This window comes from Mesorhizobium sp. WSM4828 (assembly GCF_055811175.1).
In genome coordinates, this window is the sequence record NZ_JBVVQK010000024.1 from 84,392 (window position 1) to 104,180 (window position 19,789).

16 protein-coding genes are annotated in these 19,789 nt (G+C 63.9%); 10 read left to right on the forward strand and 6 right to left on the reverse strand.

Features of this window, described 5'->3' with window-relative positions; all coding sequences use genetic code 11:
* Nucleotides 1-41: 41 nt before the first annotated feature.
* Nucleotides 42-1,622, reverse strand: coding sequence for a 5-guanidino-2-oxopentanoate decarboxylase (locus AC0L2X_RS24105; protein ID WP_473557693.1), 1,581 nt, complete (start codon nt 1,620-1,622; stop codon nt 42-44).
* A complete protein-coding gene (locus AC0L2X_RS24110; protein ID WP_473557846.1) occupies nt 1,619-2,467 on the reverse strand; it encodes a dimethylarginine dimethylaminohydrolase family protein in 849 nt (282 codons plus the stop codon). The genes AC0L2X_RS24105 and AC0L2X_RS24110 overlap by 4 nt, the downstream gene beginning before the upstream one ends.
* A gap of 217 nt (nt 2,468-2,684) precedes the next feature.
* On the opposite strand from AC0L2X_RS24110, the gene AC0L2X_RS24115 reads away from it, so the two are divergent.
* The 5 genes from AC0L2X_RS24115 (at nt 2,685) to AC0L2X_RS24135 (ending at nt 7,150) form a co-directional block, all read left to right on the forward strand.
* A complete protein-coding gene (locus tag AC0L2X_RS24115) occupies nt 2,685-3,494 on the forward strand; it encodes an ABC transporter ATP-binding protein (protein ID WP_473557696.1) in 810 nt (269 codons plus the stop codon).
* Between the two features lie 51 nt (nt 3,495-3,545).
* Nucleotides 3,546-4,340: a transporter substrate-binding domain-containing protein gene (locus AC0L2X_RS24120; protein ID WP_352492652.1), complete on the forward strand. Its 795-nt coding sequence runs from the start codon at nt 3,546-3,548 to the stop codon at nt 4,338-4,340.
* A gap of 212 nt (nt 4,341-4,552) precedes the next feature.
* Nucleotides 4,553-5,218, forward strand: coding sequence for an ABC transporter permease (locus AC0L2X_RS24125; protein ID WP_352453687.1), 666 nt, complete (start codon nt 4,553-4,555; stop codon nt 5,216-5,218).
* On the forward strand, nt 5,218-6,042 hold the full coding sequence (locus tag AC0L2X_RS24130; protein WP_473557698.1) for an ABC transporter permease: 825 nt from the start codon (nt 5,218-5,220) through the stop codon (nt 6,040-6,042). Before AC0L2X_RS24125 ends, AC0L2X_RS24130 begins: the two co-directional genes overlap by 1 nt.
* Before the next feature lie 106 nt (nt 6,043-6,148).
* Entirely contained in the window at nt 6,149-7,150 is a 1,002-nt protein-coding gene (locus AC0L2X_RS24135) for an Ldh family oxidoreductase (RefSeq protein WP_473600413.1), read from the forward strand.
* A gap of 57 nt (nt 7,151-7,207) precedes the next feature.
* On the opposite strand, the gene AC0L2X_RS24140 is transcribed toward AC0L2X_RS24135, so the two are convergent.
* On the reverse strand, nt 7,208-7,627 hold the full coding sequence (locus AC0L2X_RS24140; RefSeq protein ID WP_473557701.1) for a hypothetical protein: 420 nt from the start codon (nt 7,625-7,627) through the stop codon (nt 7,208-7,210).
* 95 nt (nt 7,628-7,722) lie between these two features.
* Here AC0L2X_RS24140 and AC0L2X_RS24145 point away from each other — a divergent pair, with 95 nt between their 5' ends.
* Nucleotides 7,723-8,697, forward strand: a complete 975-nt coding sequence (locus AC0L2X_RS24145) for a complex I NDUFA9 subunit family protein (RefSeq protein ID WP_473557703.1) — start codon at nt 7,723-7,725, stop codon at nt 8,695-8,697.
* 27 nt (nt 8,698-8,724) lie between these two features.
* Here AC0L2X_RS24145 and AC0L2X_RS24150 read toward each other — a convergent pair whose 3' ends face one another.
* Nucleotides 8,725-10,098, reverse strand: coding sequence for a cytochrome P450 (locus tag AC0L2X_RS24150; RefSeq protein ID WP_473557705.1), 1,374 nt, complete (start codon nt 10,096-10,098; stop codon nt 8,725-8,727).
* 183 nt (nt 10,099-10,281) lie between these two features.
* Between AC0L2X_RS24150 and AC0L2X_RS24155 the strand changes: the two genes are divergently transcribed.
* The 4 genes from AC0L2X_RS24155 (at nt 10,282) to AC0L2X_RS24170 (ending at nt 17,356) form a co-directional block, all read left to right on the forward strand.
* On the forward strand, nt 10,282-10,851 hold the full coding sequence (locus AC0L2X_RS24155) for an NADPH-dependent FMN reductase (protein ID WP_473557708.1): 570 nt from the start codon (nt 10,282-10,284) through the stop codon (nt 10,849-10,851).
* Nucleotides 10,852-10,909: 58 nt separating this feature from the next.
* Complete coding sequence (locus AC0L2X_RS24160; protein ID WP_473557710.1) at nt 10,910-13,576, forward strand: caspase family protein; 2,667 nt, start codon at nt 10,910-10,912, stop codon at nt 13,574-13,576.
* Nucleotides 13,577-13,722: 146 nt separating this feature from the next.
* The gene (gyrB, locus tag AC0L2X_RS24165) at nt 13,723-16,194 is read left to right on the forward strand and encodes a DNA topoisomerase (ATP-hydrolyzing) subunit B (RefSeq protein ID WP_473557712.1); all 2,472 of its coding nucleotides are present in this window, start codon (nt 13,723-13,725) and stop codon (nt 16,192-16,194) included.
* 244 nt (nt 16,195-16,438) lie between these two features.
* The gene (locus tag AC0L2X_RS24170) at nt 16,439-17,356 is read left to right on the forward strand and encodes a hypothetical protein (RefSeq protein ID WP_352492659.1); all 918 of its coding nucleotides are present in this window, start codon (nt 16,439-16,441) and stop codon (nt 17,354-17,356) included.
* Between the two features lie 106 nt (nt 17,357-17,462).
* Here the strand turns inward: AC0L2X_RS24170 and AC0L2X_RS24175 are convergent, their stop codons facing one another.
* Nucleotides 17,463-18,977, reverse strand: coding sequence for a hypothetical protein (locus AC0L2X_RS24175; protein ID WP_473557715.1), 1,515 nt, complete (start codon nt 18,975-18,977; stop codon nt 17,463-17,465).
* Nucleotides 18,978-19,069: 92 nt separating this feature from the next.
* Nucleotides 19,070-19,789: NAD(P)(+) transhydrogenase (Re/Si-specific) subunit beta (locus AC0L2X_RS24180; RefSeq protein WP_473600414.1), on the reverse strand; the 720-nt coding region annotated here is incomplete at its 5' end.

Consider the following 19,789-nt stretch of genomic DNA (forward strand, 5'->3'; position numbering starts at 1 on the left):
ATTGCGCGCCGCCGATGCGGAAGGTCGCGCCTTTCGCGCGATCACTCAACCGAAATCTCGATGACGTAAGGTCGTCCAGTCGCCCGCGCGCGCCCAAGCGCGTCCGCCAAGCCGCCGGCGCCGGAAATCCGCTCGGCGGCAATGCCATAGGCTTCGGCCAATTTGCAGAAATCCGGCGGTGCCGGCGAGACGCCGACCGGCTCGACGCCGACATCGAGCATCGAGGTTTCGATCTCGCGGTAGCCACGATTGTTCCAGACTGTGAAGATCACCGGCGCCACCGCGTCGAGCGCGGCGCCCAGTTCCGGCAGGGTGAACTGGAAGCCGCCGTCGCCGGTGAGGCAAACGACCGGCGCCTCAGGCCTGGCAAGGACGGCACCGATCGCTGCCGGCGGGCCGTAGCCGAGCGCGCCGAAGCCGGTGGCGGCGTTGAACCAGCCGCCCGGCCGGTCGTGATCGTAGTAGAGGTTGGCGGCGTAGACCGGCTGGGTCGAATCGCCGACGATGATCGCGCCAGGCAGTGCATCACGGATCGTCTCGACGGCGCGCAATTGCGCCTGCATAGCCGGGCCAATCTCGGCAAAGGCCGCTTGCCGCGTCGCGGCGGCGCGAGCGGCGCCGTCGCCCGATTGCGCCTGGCCCGTGCCGAGTTCTGCATGCAGCGCTTCGAGCGCTGCACCGCAATCGGCCTGGATTGAAATCCGCGCAGGCCGGCGGGCAAGCTGGTCGGCGTCAATGTCGATGCGGATCAGATTGACGGGCAGGACAAAACCGCCGTCGCCATAGCCGTCATAGTCGGTCGGACCGAATTCGGTGCCGGCTGCGATCACCAGGTCGGCATCGGCGATCAGCGCACGCACCGCCTTCAGGCCGGGGCTGGCCGGCACGCCAAGTGGATGACGATAGAGCAGGCCGCGCGCATTGGCGGTCTGGACCACCGGCGCTCCCAGCCTCTCGGCCACCCGCTGCAACGGCGCTTCGGCGGATTTGGCGCCGCCACCGGCGAGGATAAGCGGCCGGCTGGCAGACGCGCACAGCCTTGCCGCCTCTGCAATCGCCGCCACATCCGGCCCGGGCGGCGCTGAATTCCGCAGCAGCGGCACGATGCCGTTGGCCGGCATGGTCATGACATCGGTCGGGATCTCGATATGCACCGGACCCGGACGCGAGGATGAAAACAGCGCAAAGGCGCGGGCGAGCACGCCGGGCAGTTCGTCGGCCTCGGTGACACGGTGCGAAAACAGCGCCACCTTCTCCATCATGCCGCGCTGGTCCGGTAGTTCATGCAGATGGCCAAGGCCTTTGCCCAGCGTCGGTGTGGCGTTGACGCCCGAGATTACCAGCATCGGCACCGAATCGGCGCGGGCCTGGCCCATGGCGGTGATGGTGTTGGTCAGCCCCGGCCCGGTGATGACGAAGGCGATACCCGGCCTGCCGCTGGCGCGCGCATAGCCGTCAGCCATGAAGCCGGCGCCCTGCTCGTGGCGCGGCGTGACGTGACGGATCTTCGATCGCGCAAGCCCGCGATAGAGCTCGACCGTGTGTACGCCGGGAATGCCGAAGACGATGTCGACGCCGTGCGCTTCGAGCAAGGTGATGAGCGCTTCACCGATGGTCGTCATTGTCTTAGCACCGGGCGTGTGAGGCAGGTCGGGCCGCCCTCGCAGGCAATGCACAGCGCATCGGCCTCGAATGTCGAGACCGTACAGCCAGCGGCCTGCATGGCAGCCGCCGTCTTCGGAAAACCGGCAACGGCGATAACCTGGCGCGGCGCGGTCGGCAGCACGTTCAGGCTGAGCCCATTCGAGGCGAAGAATTCGTCGGCATCGCCCTCGACCAGCCGAATGCCGCGTTCGCGCAGCATCTGATGGAAGGCGACCGGCAGGAGCGGCGCATAGACCAGCGCCAGATCGTCGGCGAGCGGGCTGATCACCGACATCAGGTGCAGGCAGGCCTCCTCGCCTTGCCAGAGCGGCAGGTCGAAGCCGTAGACCTGGATGCCCTTGGGTGAAAGCAGGTTGGAGAGCTGCTGGATGCCGTGCTGATTGGTGCGCACGCCGCGGCCGACGGCCAGCGTGTTTGCATCCACCCACACGCAGTCGCCGCCCTCGACCTGGCCGGGAGCATCGATACGGCCGAGGACGGGGATGCCCATGCGCCCGTAGGCTGCTTCGTGCAGACCTGGCTCAGGCCGGCGCAGCGCCTTGCCCATGGCGAGGATGACCGCGCCATGGTCTGTCATCAGCGAGGGATCGTGGGTGAAAACGGAATCGGCAAGTCCGTCATCGGCGTCGCTCAGCCATTCGATTTCGGCGCCTGAGACAGAAATCAGCCTGGCCAGCGCTTCGTGCTGGGCAGCCGCTTTTTGCGGATCGAAGCCGGGGCCATAGTGCCAATCCAGTGCTTCGGCCCGACGCATGGCGCTGGCGGCGGAGCGCATCAGCACGCGCTGCAGCGTCCCGGCCATCGACTGCGACCCGTATGCTTTGTCCACTAAATTCTCCTGAAACGCGCCTCTCCTGCCAATAGCCACTCGGCAGGCGGTGATCAATGGTCCAAAAACTGCGGTTGACGGAGGCAAGCGGAACGGTCCATCTTGAGAATCGGAACGCTGTCCAGTGACGGGTAATGGGTAAAAAATTCCAGCAAGGACTGCCTCGGCTGCTCCGCGGGGCGCCGCGACGATGACAGCGCCGGCCACCGCCCTGAAGCATATGGCGCAGAACGGCGCTGCCGAAGCCATCCACGTCGAGAACCTGCACAAGAATTTCGGCAAGCTGCATGTATTGAAGGGCGTTTCGCTGTCGGCGCGCGATGGCGAGGTGATCGCCATCATCGGCGGCAGCGGCTCGGGCAAGTCGACGCTGCTGCGCTGCATCAACTGCCTGGAGAACCCGACCAGCGGCATCATCCGGGTCAATGGCGAAGAGATAAAGCTGAAGGCCGACAGCTACGGCCACACCGTGCCCGCCGACCGCAAGCAGATCGAACGCATCCGCTCCAAGCTCGGCATGGTCTTCCAGAACTTCAATCTGTGGAGCCACATGACGTTGATCGAGAACGTCATCGAGGTTCCCGTGCATGTGCTCGGCGTCAAGCGCGATGTGGCGATCGGCGAGGCGGAAAAATTGCTCGCCCGCGTCGGCCTGGCCGAAAAACGTGACGTCTATCCCGCCTATCTGTCGGGCGGCCAACAGCAGCGCGCCGCGATTGCCAGGGCGCTGGCCATCAATCCGCGCGTCATGCTGTTCGATGAGCCGACCTCGGCGCTCGACCCGGAGCTGGTCGGCGAGGTGCTGAAGGTGATCGGCGACCTGGCGCGCGAAGGCCGCACCATGGTGCTGGTCACCCATGAGATGAAGTTTGCCCGCGAGGTCGCGACGCATGTCGTCTACCTCCATAACGGGCTGGTCGAGGAAGAGGGGCCGCCGGAACAGATCTTCGGCGCGCCAAAATCCGAAAGGCTGAAGCAGTTCATCCGCAACATCAGTTAAACCGTGGGCGGACGAAAACCGGGAACAACAACAAAACTGGGAGTCATGACGATGAAGATTATTCTCAAGACCGTTGCCGCAGCGCTGCTGCTTGGCGTTGCCGCCATGGGCGTGGCCAAGGCCGATCCGGTCAAGATCGGTGTCGCTGCCGAGCCCTATCCGCCGTTCACCTCGCCGGATGCGTCCGGCAAATGGGTCGGTTGGGAAATCGAATTCATCGACGCTGTCTGCGCCGAGGAGAAGCTCGACTGCGTCATCACGCCGGTCGCCTGGGACGGCATCATCCCGGCGTTGACGACCAAGAAGATCGACGTCATCGCCAGCTCGATGTCGATCACCGACGAACGCAAGAAGACGATCGACTTCTCCGACAAATATTACAACACCCCGACCGCGATCATCGGGCCGAAGGACCAGAAGTTCGGCTCTACACCGGAGGACCTCAAGGGCAAGATCATCGGTGTCCAGGTCTCGACCGTACACGCCGACTACGCCAAGAAGCACTTCGCCGACGCGGCGGAAATCAAGGAATACCAGACCCAGGACGAGGCCAACCAGGATCTCGCCGCCGGCCGGGTCGACGCGGTGCAGGCCGATTCCATCGCCCTCGACGCCTTCCTGAAATCGGACCAGGGCAAGCAATGCTGCGATCTAAAAGGCATGGTCGCGCCGGATCTGGCCATTCTCGGGCCCGGCGTCGGCGCCGGCGTCCGCAAGGAAGACACCGAGTTGAAGGAAAAGATCAACGCCGGCATCAAGGCCATCCGCGCCAACGGCAAATATGACGAGATTTCGAAGAAGTACTTCGACTTTGATATTTACGGCTCCGACACGCAGTCGAACTGACGGCCTCATCCATGAGCGATTAACCACGCGGCCGCGATAGAGCCGCGTGGTTGGTCGAAATCCATCGACGCGAGCTTCCGCGGGCGGAAATCGCCGGCGGTTTTAGCGCCAGCAATTCGAGGGCGACGCTGATCGACGCATTTGTTCCGGCTTGGGCCGCCTCTGCCATCGCGCTTCTCTCGCCCGTGCCGCCGGGCTGGGGTGGAACGCTCATCGTCGGGCTGCTCCATACGATCGAGATCGCGGTCGGCGCCACCTGTCTGGGCCTTTTGATCGGCATCGGCGGCGCCTCCGGCAAGCTGTATGGTGGTCCGGTGGTGCGCGATCTCCTGGCAGTCTATACGACAGTCGTGCGCGCCGTGCCGGAGCTGGTGCTGATCCTTCTGCTCTATTACGCCGGCACCGACCTGATCAATCAGATGCTGACGGCAATGGGCTATCAGCGCATGGACATTAGCGGGCTGGCGGCCGGCATTGCCGTGCTCGGCTTCGTCCAGGGCGCCTATTCGACCGAGGTGATCCGCGGGGCGATCCTCGCCATTCCGCAGGGCCAGATCGAAGCCGCGCGCGCCTATGGCATGTCTCCCGGCCTGCTGCTGCGGCGCATCACACTGCCGGCGATGCTGCCGTTCGCCATACCCGGCCTTGCCAATCTCTGGCTGATCGCCACTAAGGACACCGCCCTGCTGGCGGTCGTCGGCTTTTTCGAGCTGACATTGGCGACACGGCAGGCGGCAGGCGTAACCAAAGCCTATCTGACATTCTTTGTCGCCGCCGGCGCGATCTACCTTCTGTTGACGCTGGTTTCGAATCTGATCATCGGCCGCATCGAGAGCTGGGCCCGCCGCGGCATGCCCTCGCTCAAGGAGGCCCGGTGATGGCTGACCCGGCGATGACTGGCGAAGCAGCGGCCGTCGAGATAGCCGCACGCGCTTCGCTGTGGCTGAAGCCGCATCGTATCGTGCTGATCCTGATCGCGCTGGGACTGGTTTTGGCGGCGGCTGTCTTCATGCGCTGGGACTGGCTGCCTAAATATTACGGGCTAGGACTGCTCGGCATCTGGCGCGCGCTGTGGATTCTTGCCGTCACCTGCACGCTGGGCTTCCTGCTCGCCGTGCCGCTCGGGCTGGCGCAGGCTGCCGGCTCGTTCTGGTTCGCAGCACCCGCCAAGGTCTTCTGCACCGTCATCAGAGGGACGCCGCTGCTGCTGCAACTCTGGTTGCTCTATTACGGGCTGGGCTCGCTGTTTCCACAATATCCATGGATTCGCGAGTCCTGGATGTGGCCCTATCTGAGGCAGGCATGGCCCTATGGCGTCCTCGGGCTGACGCTGTCCTTCGCCGGTTATGAGGGCGAGGTGATGCGAGGCGCTTTTGCCGGCGTGCCGAAAGGCCAATTGGAAGCCGCCCGCGCCTTCGGCATGAGCCGCTGGAAGATTTTCCAGCGAATCTGGCTACCGCAGGCCTTCTATCGCGCGCTGCCGACACTGACCGGCGAAACCGTGCTGCAGCTGAAATCGACGCCGCTGGTGGCGACCATCAGCGTGATCGATATATTCGCCGTCTCTTCAAAGGTGCGTCAGGATACCTACCTCACCTATGAACCCTTGCTGCTCCTCGCGTTGATCTATATGGCGATCACCGGCATCCTCGTCTTCACGCTAGGCAAGATCGAGGCGCGGATTCCGAACAAGATTGGTTAGGTGAAATGGTGAATAGTCAGTAGTGAGTAGCCCGTAATGGTACCGGCTAAGTCCCATTCATCACTATTCACCATCACCATTCCCTCGGATATCCATGGCAATCACAATGCAACTCAGTCTCGACCAGGCAACCGGGCTGTGCCGGATGGCCGCACTTGGCGCTGGCGCCAATGAAGAGGCGGCGCAGTCGCTGGCTGCCTCGATCGTCGCGGCCGAGGCGGAAGGACTGTCGACCGTTGGGCTGTCGCACTTCATCGATTATCTCGAAGCGCTGGAAGCCGGCCGCATCGACGGCAACGCCGATCCGGTGATCACCAGGCCGGCGCTCGCGGTCTATCTCTCCGATGCGCGCGGCGGACTGGCGCATACCGGTTTCGACCGCACGATCGATGACCTCGCCAAGGCGGCGCGGCTGTTCGGCGTCGCGATTTTTTCGCAGAAGAATGCCTATACGTGCGGCGCGCTCGGCTATTTCACCGGACGGCTGGCCGCGCAGGGATTGGTGTCGTTCGCCGCCACCAACGGCCCGGCCGTGCTTGCCGGCTCGGGCTCGGTCAAGCCGGTCTACTGCACCAATCCGATGTCCTTTGCGGCACCCGCCGCGGACGGGGCGGCGCTGGTCATCGACCAATCGTCGAGCGCCACCGCCTTCGTCAACATCCGCAAGGCGGCCGAGGATGACAAGAAGATACCCGAAGGCTGGGCACTGGATGCGAGCGGTAATCCGACCACGGACCCGGCAGCTGCAATGAAGGGCGCCATGCTTGCCTTCGGCGGCCAGCGCGGCGCCAACATCGCGCTGATGGTCGAGGTGCTGGCTGCGGGCCTGTCGGGCGCCAACTGGTCGCTCGATGCGCCGTGGTTCAGCGGCGGGCCGGACAGTCCGGGGACCGGCCTGTTCGTGCTTGCCGTCGAGCCCAAGCTGCTCGATCCGGACTTCGAAAAGCGGATGAAGGATCAGCTCGACCGGCTGCGGCGGCGCTATGGCGTGCATGTGCCGGGGCGTGCCCGGGCCGAGGCCGCGGAGAAGGCGGCGGCGCGCGGCATAAGCGCGCCGAAAGCCGTCGTGCAGCGCATTTCCGAATTCGCCGCCCGCTATTCGTCCTGAAGAAATTCGTTTATCCGATGAGCGGCTGACGAGGCCGGCCGATCCGGCAGCGCGAGCCTACTTCCCGCAATAATGATCGTTGATGACATTCGCCGCATTCGCGTCCGGTCCTACCCTGTTGTAGGAGCAGGGTTCGGCGGCCGTCGTGAACAGGTGGTTGTCATAGTAGCGCGGGCCACCGAACAGAATGTCGATGATGTCGCCGTTGGCCGGAACGTAGCGCTCGGGTTGAGCTTGGTGGTGATGCCGGTTTGCCGCGAATGCCGAGGCACCAATGCTGCAGCCTGTTGCGAAAGCCAGAGCGAAGAGCGCAACGCGTTTTGTCGTCATCGGCAATATCCTCCATTCGGAATCAAACCATACATCTAAAACCGCCGACCGAACAAAGGTTCCTGTTCCTAATGGCGTTACCCTAAAGCCGGGCGTCGGCGGGTTTTCTGCCGTTTCGAACGGATACCGGAAATCATGCTTCAACAATGCCGGGCGACCTATGCTCACCCTTTGCCTTTGGCGCGAAACCGACTATGAAACGGCTTCAACCAAGCCATCTGGATAGCCCGCCGGAGCCAGCCATGACCGAAATCCTGCAGACCCCAAAGCTCGTCGTCGTGTTCGGCGGCTCCGGCTTTGTCGGTCGTCATGTCGTGCGGGCGCTGGCCAAGCGCGGCTACCGCATCCGGGTCGCCTGCCGCCGGCCCGATCTCGCCGGTCATTTGCAACCGCTTGGCAATGTCGGGCAGATCCAGCCGGTGCAGGCCAATGTCCGGGTGCGCTGGTCGGTCGACCGCGCCGTGCAAGGCGCCGACCATGTCGTCAATCTGGTGGCAATCGCGCATGAGGCCGGCCGGCAGAAATTTACTGCTGTCCACGAGTTCGGCGCGCGCGCTGTCGCCGAAGCGGCGCGCGCCGTCGGCGCCGGCCTTACCCATATCTCGGCTCTGGGAGCGGATCTCCACGCGCAATCGGACTATGCGCGTACCAAGGCGCTCGGCGAAAAGGCCGTTCTGGAGACGGTCCAAGACGCCGTGATCTTGCGGCCATCGATCAATTTCGGGCCGGAGGACGGTTTCTTCAACCGCTTTGCCAACATGGCCCGCTTTTCCCCAGTGCTGCCGCTGATCGGCGGCGGGCAGACGAAATTCCAGCCGGTCTATGTCGGCGACGTCGCCGAGGCGGTGGCGCATTCGGTCGACGGCAAGGTCCAGGGCGGCCGGATCTATGAACTCGGTGGGCCGCAAGTGCTTACCTTCAAGGAATGCATGCAAGAGCTGCTTGTCATCATCGAACGCAAGCGGTTTTTGCTGCCCGTGCCATGGTGGCTGGCGAACCTCCAGGCATCAATTCTCGGGCTGCTGCCCAATCCGTTGTTGACCAAGGACCAGGTCCTGCTGTTGCGCCAGCACAATGTCGTGTCGGAAGCCGCCGTCAAAGACAACAGGACGCTCGCCGGCCTCGGGATCCAGCCGCGGTCGATCGGAACCATCCTGCCCAGCTATCTCTGGCGCTACCGCGCCGCCGGCCAGTTCCAACGCAAGTCCGCCGCATAATACCGGCGCGAACGGACGTCCGGTTGCCTACGCCGCGCGCCTGGTAACCTGCATCGGCAGCCCGCCTTGCGGCTGCGTCGTCAGCTTCTGCACCGGCCAGGGGCGGGTTTGCGCGGTGGTATCGAAACGATAGCGCGACAGCATGATCGCCAACGCTATGATTGCCTCCTGCATGGCGAAGCTGGCGCCGATGCAGACACGAGGCCCGGCGCCGAACGGCAAATACTGGAAACGGTCGATCTTTTCGCGATTCCCCGGATGAAAGCGTTCCGGCATGAAAGCGTCGGGCCGGTCCCACAATTTCCGATGGCGGTGGACGACCCACGGCATCACCAGCACTGCGGCACGTCGCGGTATGTAGAGGCCGTTCCAGGTTTCGGGCTCGATCGGTTCGCGGTTGATCGACGGCGCCGGCGGATAGAGCCTGAGCGCCTCTTCGAAGGCGGCGCGGGTGAGCGGCATGGCGTCGAGCCACTTCGTCGGATCGGACTCACGCGCCAGCACCGCATTGATCTCGTGCTCGATCTTTTCGCGCTCCCACGGCGCTTCGGCAAGGCAGTAGAGCGTCCAGCCGAGCGCCCTGGCCGTAGTCTCGTGGCCGGCGCCGATAAAGGTGATGATGTTGTCCTCGACCTCGGCCCGGGTCAGCCCGCCCGGTCCCTCCGCTTTCAACAGCAGCGTGAGAAAATCCTGCGGCACCGTGTCCGGATCACGCTTCAACCGCGCCTCGCGCATTTGCACCGTGTCGGTAACGATCTTGCGGAAGTAGGCCATGGTCTTGCGGCCGCGGATGCGGGTCAGACGCGGCAGCCAATCGGGTGCCCGCAAAAGGTCTAGTGGATCGACCCGACCCATGGTCTCGAACAGGCGGTCGATCTCCTTGGCAAAGCTGCCCGGCTCGCCTGAAATCTCACCGGAAAACAGCGTCTCGGCCAGGATGTCAAAGGTAAGCAGCGTCATGTCGTGAGCGATATCGAACGTGCCGCCGCCCTCGTAGCGCGTGACGAACTCCCGCGTGCGCCTCAGCATCGGCTCGGCAAAACCGAAGATATGGCGCGGCGTGAACACCGGCGCCATCGCCTTGCGTGAACGCCTCCACACCTCGCCCTCGGCGGTCAGCAAGCCGTCGCGCAGGATCGGCCGCAGGATCAGCTGGCGAACCGTCGCCATCTTGTAGTTCTTGGCGTTATCGACCAGCACGTGGCGGATGAGACCGGGGTCGTTGGCGATGACCAGCGGCCCGCCGATGCCGGTCACCGAAATCCAGGGCTCGTTGTAGGTCGGCTCGCCCCACAGTTCGAGCGGATTGCGATAGACGATGCGGATCATCTCCAGCGTCGAGGGCGGCGCGGTGCGCGGCTTCGGCGCCGGCGGGACGAAGGGGACGGGCTGACTGTCCATGACTTGCTCCGCTGACACCTCAATGTAGTGGCGGGCAAGGCAGGCGTCCATGTGAGCGGACGACAAGGTGATGCATCCGCTCTCTGGAATGTGACCCGGGCACCGGAAAGTGCCTGCTTGCTGTGTCCGGCTGCGTGTCTTAGGTGGCAGCACCACAGATGTCAGAACCGGCGGGAGCCTGTCTTGAAGCACCAGTTGAACGTCATCATCGGCAGCACGCGGCCGGGCCGCGCCGGACCAGTTTTCGCAAAGTGGCTGGAGAGCTTTGCGCGCGAGCATGGCAAATTCGAGCCGGTGCTCACTGACATCGCCGCATTCAACCTGCCGGTGCTGGACGAGCCGCATCATCCGAGACTCGGCAAATACGAAAACAGCCACACGAAAGCCTGGTCGAAAGCAATCGACGCCGCCGACGCATTCGTCTTCGTGGCGCCGGAGTACAATTATTTCACCGCTCCCGCGATCGTCAACGCGGTCGACTACCTGCTCAGGGAATGGCGATACAAGCCGGCCGCCATCCTCAGCTACGGCGGTGTCTCCGGCGGCCTGCGAGCGGCGCAGGCGGTCAAACCGTTGCTGACCGCCGTCGGTGTCATGCCGATTCCGGAAGGCGTGGCGCTGCCGACGTACCAGAAGCTGCTCGACGAGACCGGCGCCTTCCTGCCCAGCGAGCAGGTGCTCGGCGGGGCCAGGACCATGCTGGACGAGCTGTTCCGCTGGAGCGAAGCGCTGAGGCCGATGCGCGCCACCTAACAACGCGAACGGCCGAGCTGGCCGATGCCATAACTTGCTCATGCCATAAAGAGATGGAATGCTCCGGCAAATGACCGGGCCGGGGCGGTTCGATTTGCGTTTTCTGTTTGCCTTGCTGCTGATCCTCTCGACGGCCTCCGCTGCAATGGCGGAGCGGCGCGCTGCGCTGGTCATCGCCGAGAACGACTACCGGCTGATCCGGCCGCTCGCCAATCCCGTCAATGACGGCGAGATCATGGAAACGGTGCTGAGGAAGCTCGGTTTCGAGGTCTTCCTCGAAACCAACCGCGACCTGCGGCGCATGCGCCGGGCGCTCGACGATTTCCGCGAGGATGCCAAAGGCGCCGACGTGGCACTGGTGTTCTTCTCCGGCCACGGCGTCGAAATAGCCGGCGAGAACCGGCTCCTGCCGGTCGATGCAGACGCGTCGTCGCTCGCTACGCTGGAAAGGACCAGCCTGCCGCTGGAGGAGATCCGCGCGGCCGTCGCCGCCACCAGCAAGGTCGGACTGATCGTGCTCGATGCCTGCCGCAGCGATCCATTCGCGGCTACGGGCGGCGAAGGCCGCGGCGCAACGGCGCTGGTAAAAGAGGTCAGCGACAAGGTCCGGCCGGGTCTTGGCCGCATCGGGCGGGCAGAAAACATCCTGTTTGCCTTCTCGGCGGCGCCCGGCGAGACCGCCGCGGATGGGACGGGCCAGAATTCGCCGTTTACCGCGGCGCTGACGAAATACCTCGGCACCGAAGGTCTCGAGATCCGCTCCGTGCTGACGCTCGTGCAGCAGGAGGTCTACGACCTCTCGCGCGGCAGGCAATTGCCCTATGTCGAGAGCGGCCTGCCGCAGCTGTTCTTTGCCGCCTCGGCCAAGGAGAAATTGCCGGAACGCGAACGCTTGTTGCTGGCCATGGCCGAGGTGACGCCTCTGATGCGCGGCGAGGTGGAGAAGATCGCCAGCGACGCCGACATGCCGTTGGCACCGCTCTATGGCGCGTTGATCAGTTCCGATGCCGGCCACCTCTCTGCGGACAGTCTGAACGCCAGGCTGCGTGAGGCAGCCGACGCCTTCGTCAAGGTGCGGAGCGAAATGCAGACGCTTGGATCCGACGATCTCAGAGTGTCGGCGTTGCGCCGGCAAGCCGAAGAGCAGCTTTCGCTGGGAGCGTTCGATGCGGCGCGCAAAAAGCTCGCCGAGGCAGCCGAGATCGACAGTGTCTCTCGCAACGCTTTGAGGGCCAATTTCGTCAGCCGCACGCTCTCCGAGGCCGCAACGCGCTATTTGTCCGGCGGGGCGGCGCGCGCCGACCTCGACTACGCCACAGCCATCAAGGACTATGAGTCCGTGCTCGCGCTTTATGGCGAAGCCGGACAGGTGGTGCTGTCGCTCGACGACGCCGACCGCTTGATCCGCACGCTGGACGAGCTCGGCAAGCTCTATACCACGGTCGGCAATATCGATGCGGCTGGCCGTGCCTTCGAGGCGCTGCAAGCCGATCTCGAGCGGCGGTCGCATCATGAAACCGATCCCAGCGTGAAGCGCGACTTCGCCGTCAGCCACATCAAGCTCGGCAATGTGCGGATGGCCCAAGGCAATCTGCCGACAGCGCTGCAAAACTATGAGACGGCCAAAACCATTCTGCAGGGCCTGACCGAGGCAGAACCGGATAATCTGGACTGGTTCGGCGACCTCGCCATGGCCGACGACAAGATCGGCAACGTATTGGCGACGCAAGGCGATCTGGCCGGCGCCGCAGAGGTCTACCAGGAAAGCCTGTCGATCAAGAAGCAGCTCGCCGCCGGAGAGCCCGACCGTGCCGAACCGCAGCGCGACCTGACCATCACCTACGATGAGATCGGTCACCTTGCCCATATCGCAGGTCAACTGGACAACGCACAGGCGGCCTATGAAGAGAGCCTGAAGGTGCGGCTGGCGCTGGCCGCGGACAAACCGGGGGACGCCGACCGGCAGCGTGACGTCTCGGTCAGCCACGATACGATAGGCGACCTGCTGCGCGAACGCGGCGACGCTGCCGGGGCGCTAGCTGCCTACAAGGAGGGCCTGGCGATCGTCAAGCAACTGGCGAAACGCGATCCGGACGACACCGAGCTGAAACGCGACCTGTCGGTCGGCAATGCCAAGATCGGCAACGCGCTGAGCGACCGGCAGAATTGGCAGGCGGCACTTTCGGCTTATCGTGAGGCACTTTCGCAGGCCAGCGCGCTCGCCGCCGGCGACCCGAACAACACCGAATGGCAGCGCGACCTGTCCGTATGCATCGAGAAAGTCGCCGGCGTCCTGGCTATACAGGGCGACCACAAAGGCTCGCTGAAAGCCTATCTGGACAGCTACGCGATCGCGCAGCGGCTGGCGAAGCTCGATCCCGCCAATTCCGACTGGCAGCGGGACTTGTCGATAACGCTGTCCGAGATCGCCACGCTGCGCCTCAGGCAGCGCGACGTCAGGGGGGCGCGGCAAGCCCTTCAGGACAGCCTGGCCATTCGTGAGAAACTTGCCCGGTCCGATCCGGACAACGCCACCTGGCAGCGCGACCTGGTGGTCGCCTATATCGACTACGCCCAAGTCGCAAAGGACCCGAAGGCCGTGCTTTCCAAGGCGCTCGACATGACGCTCGAGCTCGACCGGACCGGTCGGCTGGCGCCGCGATACAAGTTCATGGTCAAGTTCCTGCGTGAGCGGCTGGCCAGGATCGAAGCCAAGCGCCAGTAGCCGGCCGACGCGACGATCATTCCGTTCGGAAATGCCTGCAAACCTTGGAAAAACCGCCTTTTGCGCCTATATCTACGACATTAGAAATGCGCGATTCGAAGCCGATTTTTCGCGCTCTGCACACGGCATCAATCAGACAGGTTTTCATGAGCGACCAGACCGACATCGCCAACGGCGTTGAAGCCGAATACGGCGCCGATTCCATCAAGGTTTTGAAGGGCTTGGATGCCGTCCGCAAGCGGCCGGGCATGTATATCGGCGACACCGACGACGGCTCGGGCCTGCACCACATGGTCTATGAAGTCGTCGACAACGCCATCGACGAAGCACTGGCCGGCCATGCCGACCTGGTGACGGTGACGCTCAATCCGGACGGATCGGTGACGGTCATCGACAATGGCCGCGGCATTCCGACCGATATCCACACCGGCGAAGGCATTTCGGCGGCCGAAGTGATCATGACGCAGCTGCATGCCGGCGGCAAGTTCGACCAGAATTCCTACAAGGTGTCGGGCGGCCTGCACGGCGTCGGCGTGTCGGTCGTCAACGCCCTGTCGGCCTGGCTGAAGCTGAAGATCCGCCGCAACGGCCATATCTACGAGATGAGCTTCACGCATGGCAATGCCGACGCGCCGCTGCGCATCACCGGCAGTTATGAACAGGACAAGGTCCCCGGCACCTATGAAGGCCGCAGCGGCAGCGAAATCACGTTTTTGCCGTCGTCCGAGACCTTCACCATGGTCGAGTTCGACTACGGTACGCTGGAGCACCGGCTGCGCGAACTCGCCTTCCTGAACTCCGGCGTGCGCATCGTTTTGACCGATGCCCGCCATGCCGACATCGTGCGCCATGAATTGCACTACGATGGCGGCCTCGAAGAATTCGTCCGATATCTCGACCGGACGAAGAAGCCGTTGCTCGATAAGCCGATCTCGATCCGCGCCGAGCGCGACGGCATCACCGTCGAAGTCGCCATGTGGTGGAACGACAGCTACCATGAAAACGTGCTGGCCTTCACCAACAACATCCCGCAGCGCGACGGCGGCACGCACCTTGCAGGCTTTCGCGGCGCGCTGACACGCCAGATAACCGGCTATGGCGACTCCTCGGGCCTGACCAAGAAGGAAAAAGTGGCGCTGATCGGCGACGATTGCCGCGAAGGGCTCACCGCGGTGCTATCGGTCAAGGTTCCCGACCCGAAATTCTCCTCGCAGACCAAGGACAAGCTGGTGTCGTCCGAGGTCCGCCCGGTGGTCGAAGGGCTTGTCAACGAAGCGCTCGGCACCTGGCTCGAGGAGCACCCGACCGAGGGCAAGGCGGTCATCGAGAAGGTCATCCAGGCAGCTGCCGCGCGCGAGGCCGCGCGCAAGGCACGCGACATCACCCGCAAGAGTTCGCTCGGCGTCACCTCGTTGCCCGGCAAGCTGGCCGATTGCCAGGAGCGCGACCCGGCGAAATCCGAGATCTTCATCGTCGAGGGCGACAGCGCCGGCGGCTCGGCCAAGGGCGGCCGTTCGCGCCAGAACCAGGCAATTCTTCCGCTGCGCGGCAAGATCCTCAATGTCGAGCGCGCCCGCTTCGACCGCATGCTCGGCTCCGACATGATCGGCACGCTGATCACCGCGCTCGGCACCTCGATCGGCAAGGACGAGTTCAACGCCGACAAGCTGCGCTACCACAAGATTATCCTGATGACCGACGCCGATGTCGACGGCGCCCACATCCGCACCTTGCTGCTGACCTTCTTCTTCCGCCAGATGCCGGAACTGATCGAACGCGGTCATCTCTACATCGCGCAGCCGCCGCTCTATAAGGTGACGCGCGGGAAGAGTTCGCAATACATCAAGGACGAAGCCGCCTTCGAGGAATTCCTGATCGGCTCCGGGCTGGAAGAAGCGTCGCTTGCGCTCAGCACAGGCGAGGTGCGGGCCGGGCAGGACCTGCGCAGCGCCATCGACGACGCCCTAGCTGTCCGCCAGCTCATCAACGGGTTGCACACGCGCTACAACAGAGGCGTGGTCGAGCAGGCAGCAATCGCCGGCGCGCTCAACCCGGAGATCTTCACCGACCTCGGCCGCGCCAACGAGACGGCCGAGCGTGTTGCGCGCCGTCTGGATATTATTGCCGAGGATACCGAGCGCGGCTGGACCGGCCGCATGTCGACCTCGAACGAGGGCATTGGCGGCTATGTCTTCGAGCGAACAGTGCGCAGTGTCAAGGAGTTCGCACATCTCGACCTGGCGCTGATCAATTCCGCCGACGCACGCCAGCTCGACCGCTATGCGCCGCGCCTGGCAGAAGTTTACGGCGAGCCGCCGGTGCTGCGCCGCAAGGATGTCTCAGAAACCATCTCGGGGCCGCTGGCACTGCTTAATGCCGTGTTTGCCACCGGCCGCAAGGGCCTGACCATGCAGCGCTACAAGGGCCTTGGCGAAATGAACGCCGAGCAGCTCTGGGAAACGACGCTCGACCCGAATGTGCGCTCGCTCTTACAGGTCAAGGTCAATGATGCGACTGATGCGGACTCATTGTTTTCACGGCTGATGGGCGACGAGGTCGAGCCAAGGCGCGAATTCATCCAGGAAAACGCGCTGTCGGTTGCCAATCTGGACATCTGAGCCGCCATCCAGATACCCAGCCAGCAGGCATGAAGTGTATTGGTGCGCCTTGGCGCACCAATACGACTGCTGCAACGCAACAAAGATCACCAGGACCGCCGGAACGGAAAGGCTTTCAAGGCATTGTAGTCGATCACAATCGCCGCAGGAGGCATCCATGGGACGTGGCATTTTGCTCTGGCTTCTCGGAGTCCCGATTCCGATCATTATTCTGATTATGCTGTTTGCAAGGTAGGGGGCTTCCATGCCGTCCACGCTAACGACTGTCGACGTTTCCGCACCGACGGAATCCGCTTCCCCCGCCGTCAGCTGGGGGCCAATCGTCGCCGGCGCCTTTGCTGCGTCGACGCTTACCTTCACTTTGATGCTGCTCGGCTCCGGGCTTGGGCTGAGCATGGTGTCGCCATGGTCCGGCTCGGGTGCGTCAGTCACCACATTCGCCGTTTCCACCGCCGTCTGGCTGATTGTCGTGCAGTGGCTGTCGTCGGCCCTGGGCGGCTACCTCGCCGGACGCCTGCGCACCAAATGGGTCGGCATCCACACCGATGAAGTCTTCTTCCGCGATACCGCTCACGGCTTCCTGGCCTGGGCGCTGGCGACGCTGCTCGTCGCCGGCGTGCTCGGCACGGCGCTTTCGGCCGCGATAGGTACCGGTGTCCAGGCCGCTTCGACTGTGGCATCCGGCGCGGCAATGGGCGCTTCGGCAGGTGCTGCTGCAAACGCTGGTAGCGCCTCGACTAACGACGCCACATCGTATTTCGTCGATACGCTGTTCCGCCCGGCCGATCCGGCAAGGCTCGCTGCCGCCAATCCGGAGAGCGACGCTGCGGCAACGGCACAGGCATCGCGCATTCTGCTCGCGAGTGCCGCAGCAGGCGAAATATCGGCCGAGGACAAGACCTATCTGTCAAGGCTAGTGGCCGCCCGCACAGGTCTGTCCGAAGCGGATGCCACCGCTCGCGTCGATGCGGTAATCGCCAGAGCACAGGACGCCAAGGTCAAGGCTCAGCAGGCGGCCGACACCGCCAGAAAGGCAGGCGCCACCTTCTCGCTGATCGGCGCGCTGTCGCTGGTCGTCGGGGCCTTCATTGCCAGCGCGGCTGCAGCACTTGGCGGCAGGCAGCGCGACGAAGAGGAAGCGATTTTCCTGACCAATCGTTGATCGGTGACTAAGCGAACTCGGTCCGCTTCGGGAAGATTACGCCCGAAGGGGACCTTGCTTTGAACTGCCGGCGCAGCATTGTCGTGCGCTGCTCGCCGCCGATAGCTCAGTCCTCCAGCTTGCGGCCAAGATCGACCGCATCGCGCAGCACGGCAAGGTGCGAGCGCGGCTGTGCACCGGCCGGCGCGTTGATCTCGACGCCGCTCGCCGTCAGCGACCAGTAGAGCCGGTGCGTGAAGACGCGGCCGCGCAAGCCGCGCAGCTCGACCTGGATGTTTTCCACGCCGGGACCAAAATTTTCCGTCATCGGCCCGGAAATCGGGTCGCCGGTCAGCCAGCCATTGCCCCTGTCGAAAATATTGGTCCAGCGCGTCGCGGCAAACACCGCGCCATGATGCACCGCCCGCTGCGGCTTTCCCGAATGGCTGCGCCCTTCCTGATAGAGCATGGTCCCGCCCGCCGCCCTGTCGGCGATCGGCGGGCATGCCGAGAACAGCCGCTCGGCGATGCCGCGCCTGAATTCGGCGAGGTTGTAGGTCACCAGAAACTCGCTGTGGGTCAGCGGACTGCCGAGCGTGACGAAATCGCTGATCTTCCACGACAGCGGATGATCGGCGTCGCCGACGCGAAGCTGCCGGTAGAGCTCCCATTGGCTGCGCCGGAATGCGGCGAGGTCGTCGAGGCTGTCGGGCCAGGCGGCGGCATCGGCGGCCAGCGTCGCCTTGTCGACGGCGTGGATCGCCTTCAGCCGCGCTCTGTCACGAATGGCTTCCAGCTTTCGAGGCCTGAAATCGGCCCACAATATCTGCAACAGATCATAGGCGATGATCGACCCAAGGCTGTGCGAGACCAGCACGATGCGGTCATAGGCGTCGTCCGTCATAAGACGCTTCAGCAGCTTGAGACCACGCTCGCGCACCAGCGCCCGCTTCTCGACCGTTGCCGCTTCGGCCCGCACATAAGCGGCGACATCGCCGAAATAAGGCAAGCCAAACTGGTCCACCAACCAGATGACGAACGACGCCAGAACCGTGACAAGCACGCCGGTCGTCCAGGAGATGTAGCCTTGCCAGGCCGACGTTGCGAGCGCCAGCGCCGCGCCGAGGACGACGATGGTTGCCAAAAGCGTGACGGCGTAGAGTTTGCGCACATCGTGCGGAATATCGGCGGGCTTGCGCCAGAGCAGGGTCGTCACCCAGGCAGCAAGGCGGCTCCGGGTCGTGCCCTGGGTGATGTCGGCCCAGTAAAGCTCGTAGAAATCGGTGCGGCGGCCATCGACATCATAGGGCGTGGTGATCCGGCGAAGCTCGTGCGAATTGGTCCGGCTGTCGGGCGTGATCCAGCTCTGGTTGATTTTCGCACCCATCGGGTCGGCCGGATCGGCGACATGGGCATAGAACGGAGCACGGGCCGGATCGTGGCTCCATACGGCCTGGACAAATCCCCTCAACGTGTCCATGGGCCGCTGTTCGCCCATTCCGTGCACGACCACCACCGCCTGGCTGCGCTTGCGTGGCGCCTTCTCTGCTGCGGTCAGATCGGCGGCGGGCGATGCAGCAGAACCAGGGTCGGGCACCAGCACCTCCACGATGACGCCGTTAGCAAGACGACGGGTCGGCATCGTAGCTTCAGAACCGGTAACAGCCAAGAAAAAGCCCGGCGCGGGGCCGGGCTGTATTCGACGATCGGCAGTGATTTGGCAACGATGCCGTTTCAGTGATCCATCGCCTTGACGATCTCCTCGGTCATCTTCTTGGCGTCTCCGAGCAGCATCATGGTGCCGTCCTTGTAGAACAGGGTGTTGTCGATGCCGGCATAGCCGGAGCCGAGCGAGCGCTTGACGAACAGGCAGGTGCGGGCCTTGTCGACGTCGAGGATCGGCATGCCGTAGATAGGTGAGGACTTGTCGTCACGAGCCGAGGGATTGGTGACGTCGTTGGCGCCGATGACATAGGCGACGTCGGCCTGCGCGAACTCAGAGTTGATGTCCTCCAGTTCGAACACTTCATCATAAGGCACGTTGGCTTCGGCCAGGAGCACATTCATGTGGCCGGGCATGCGGCCGGCCACCGGATGGATGGCGTATTTTACGTCGACGCCGTTGGCCTTGAGCTTATCGGCCATTTCGCGCAGCGCATGCTGCGCCTGGGCGACGGCCATGCCGTAGCCCGGCACAATGATGACTTTTTGCGCATTCATCATCAGATAGGCGGCATCCTCGGCGGAGCCCTGCTTGACCGTGCGCTCGATGCCGTCGTCGGCAATGGCTGATGTCTCGCCGCCGAAGCCGCCGAGGATAACCGAGATGAACGACCGGTTCATGCCCTTGCACATGATGTAGGACAGGATGGCACCGGACGAGCCGACCAGTGCGCCGGTGATGATCAGCGCCAGATTGCCGAGCGTGAAACCGAGTGCGGCGGCGGCCCAGCC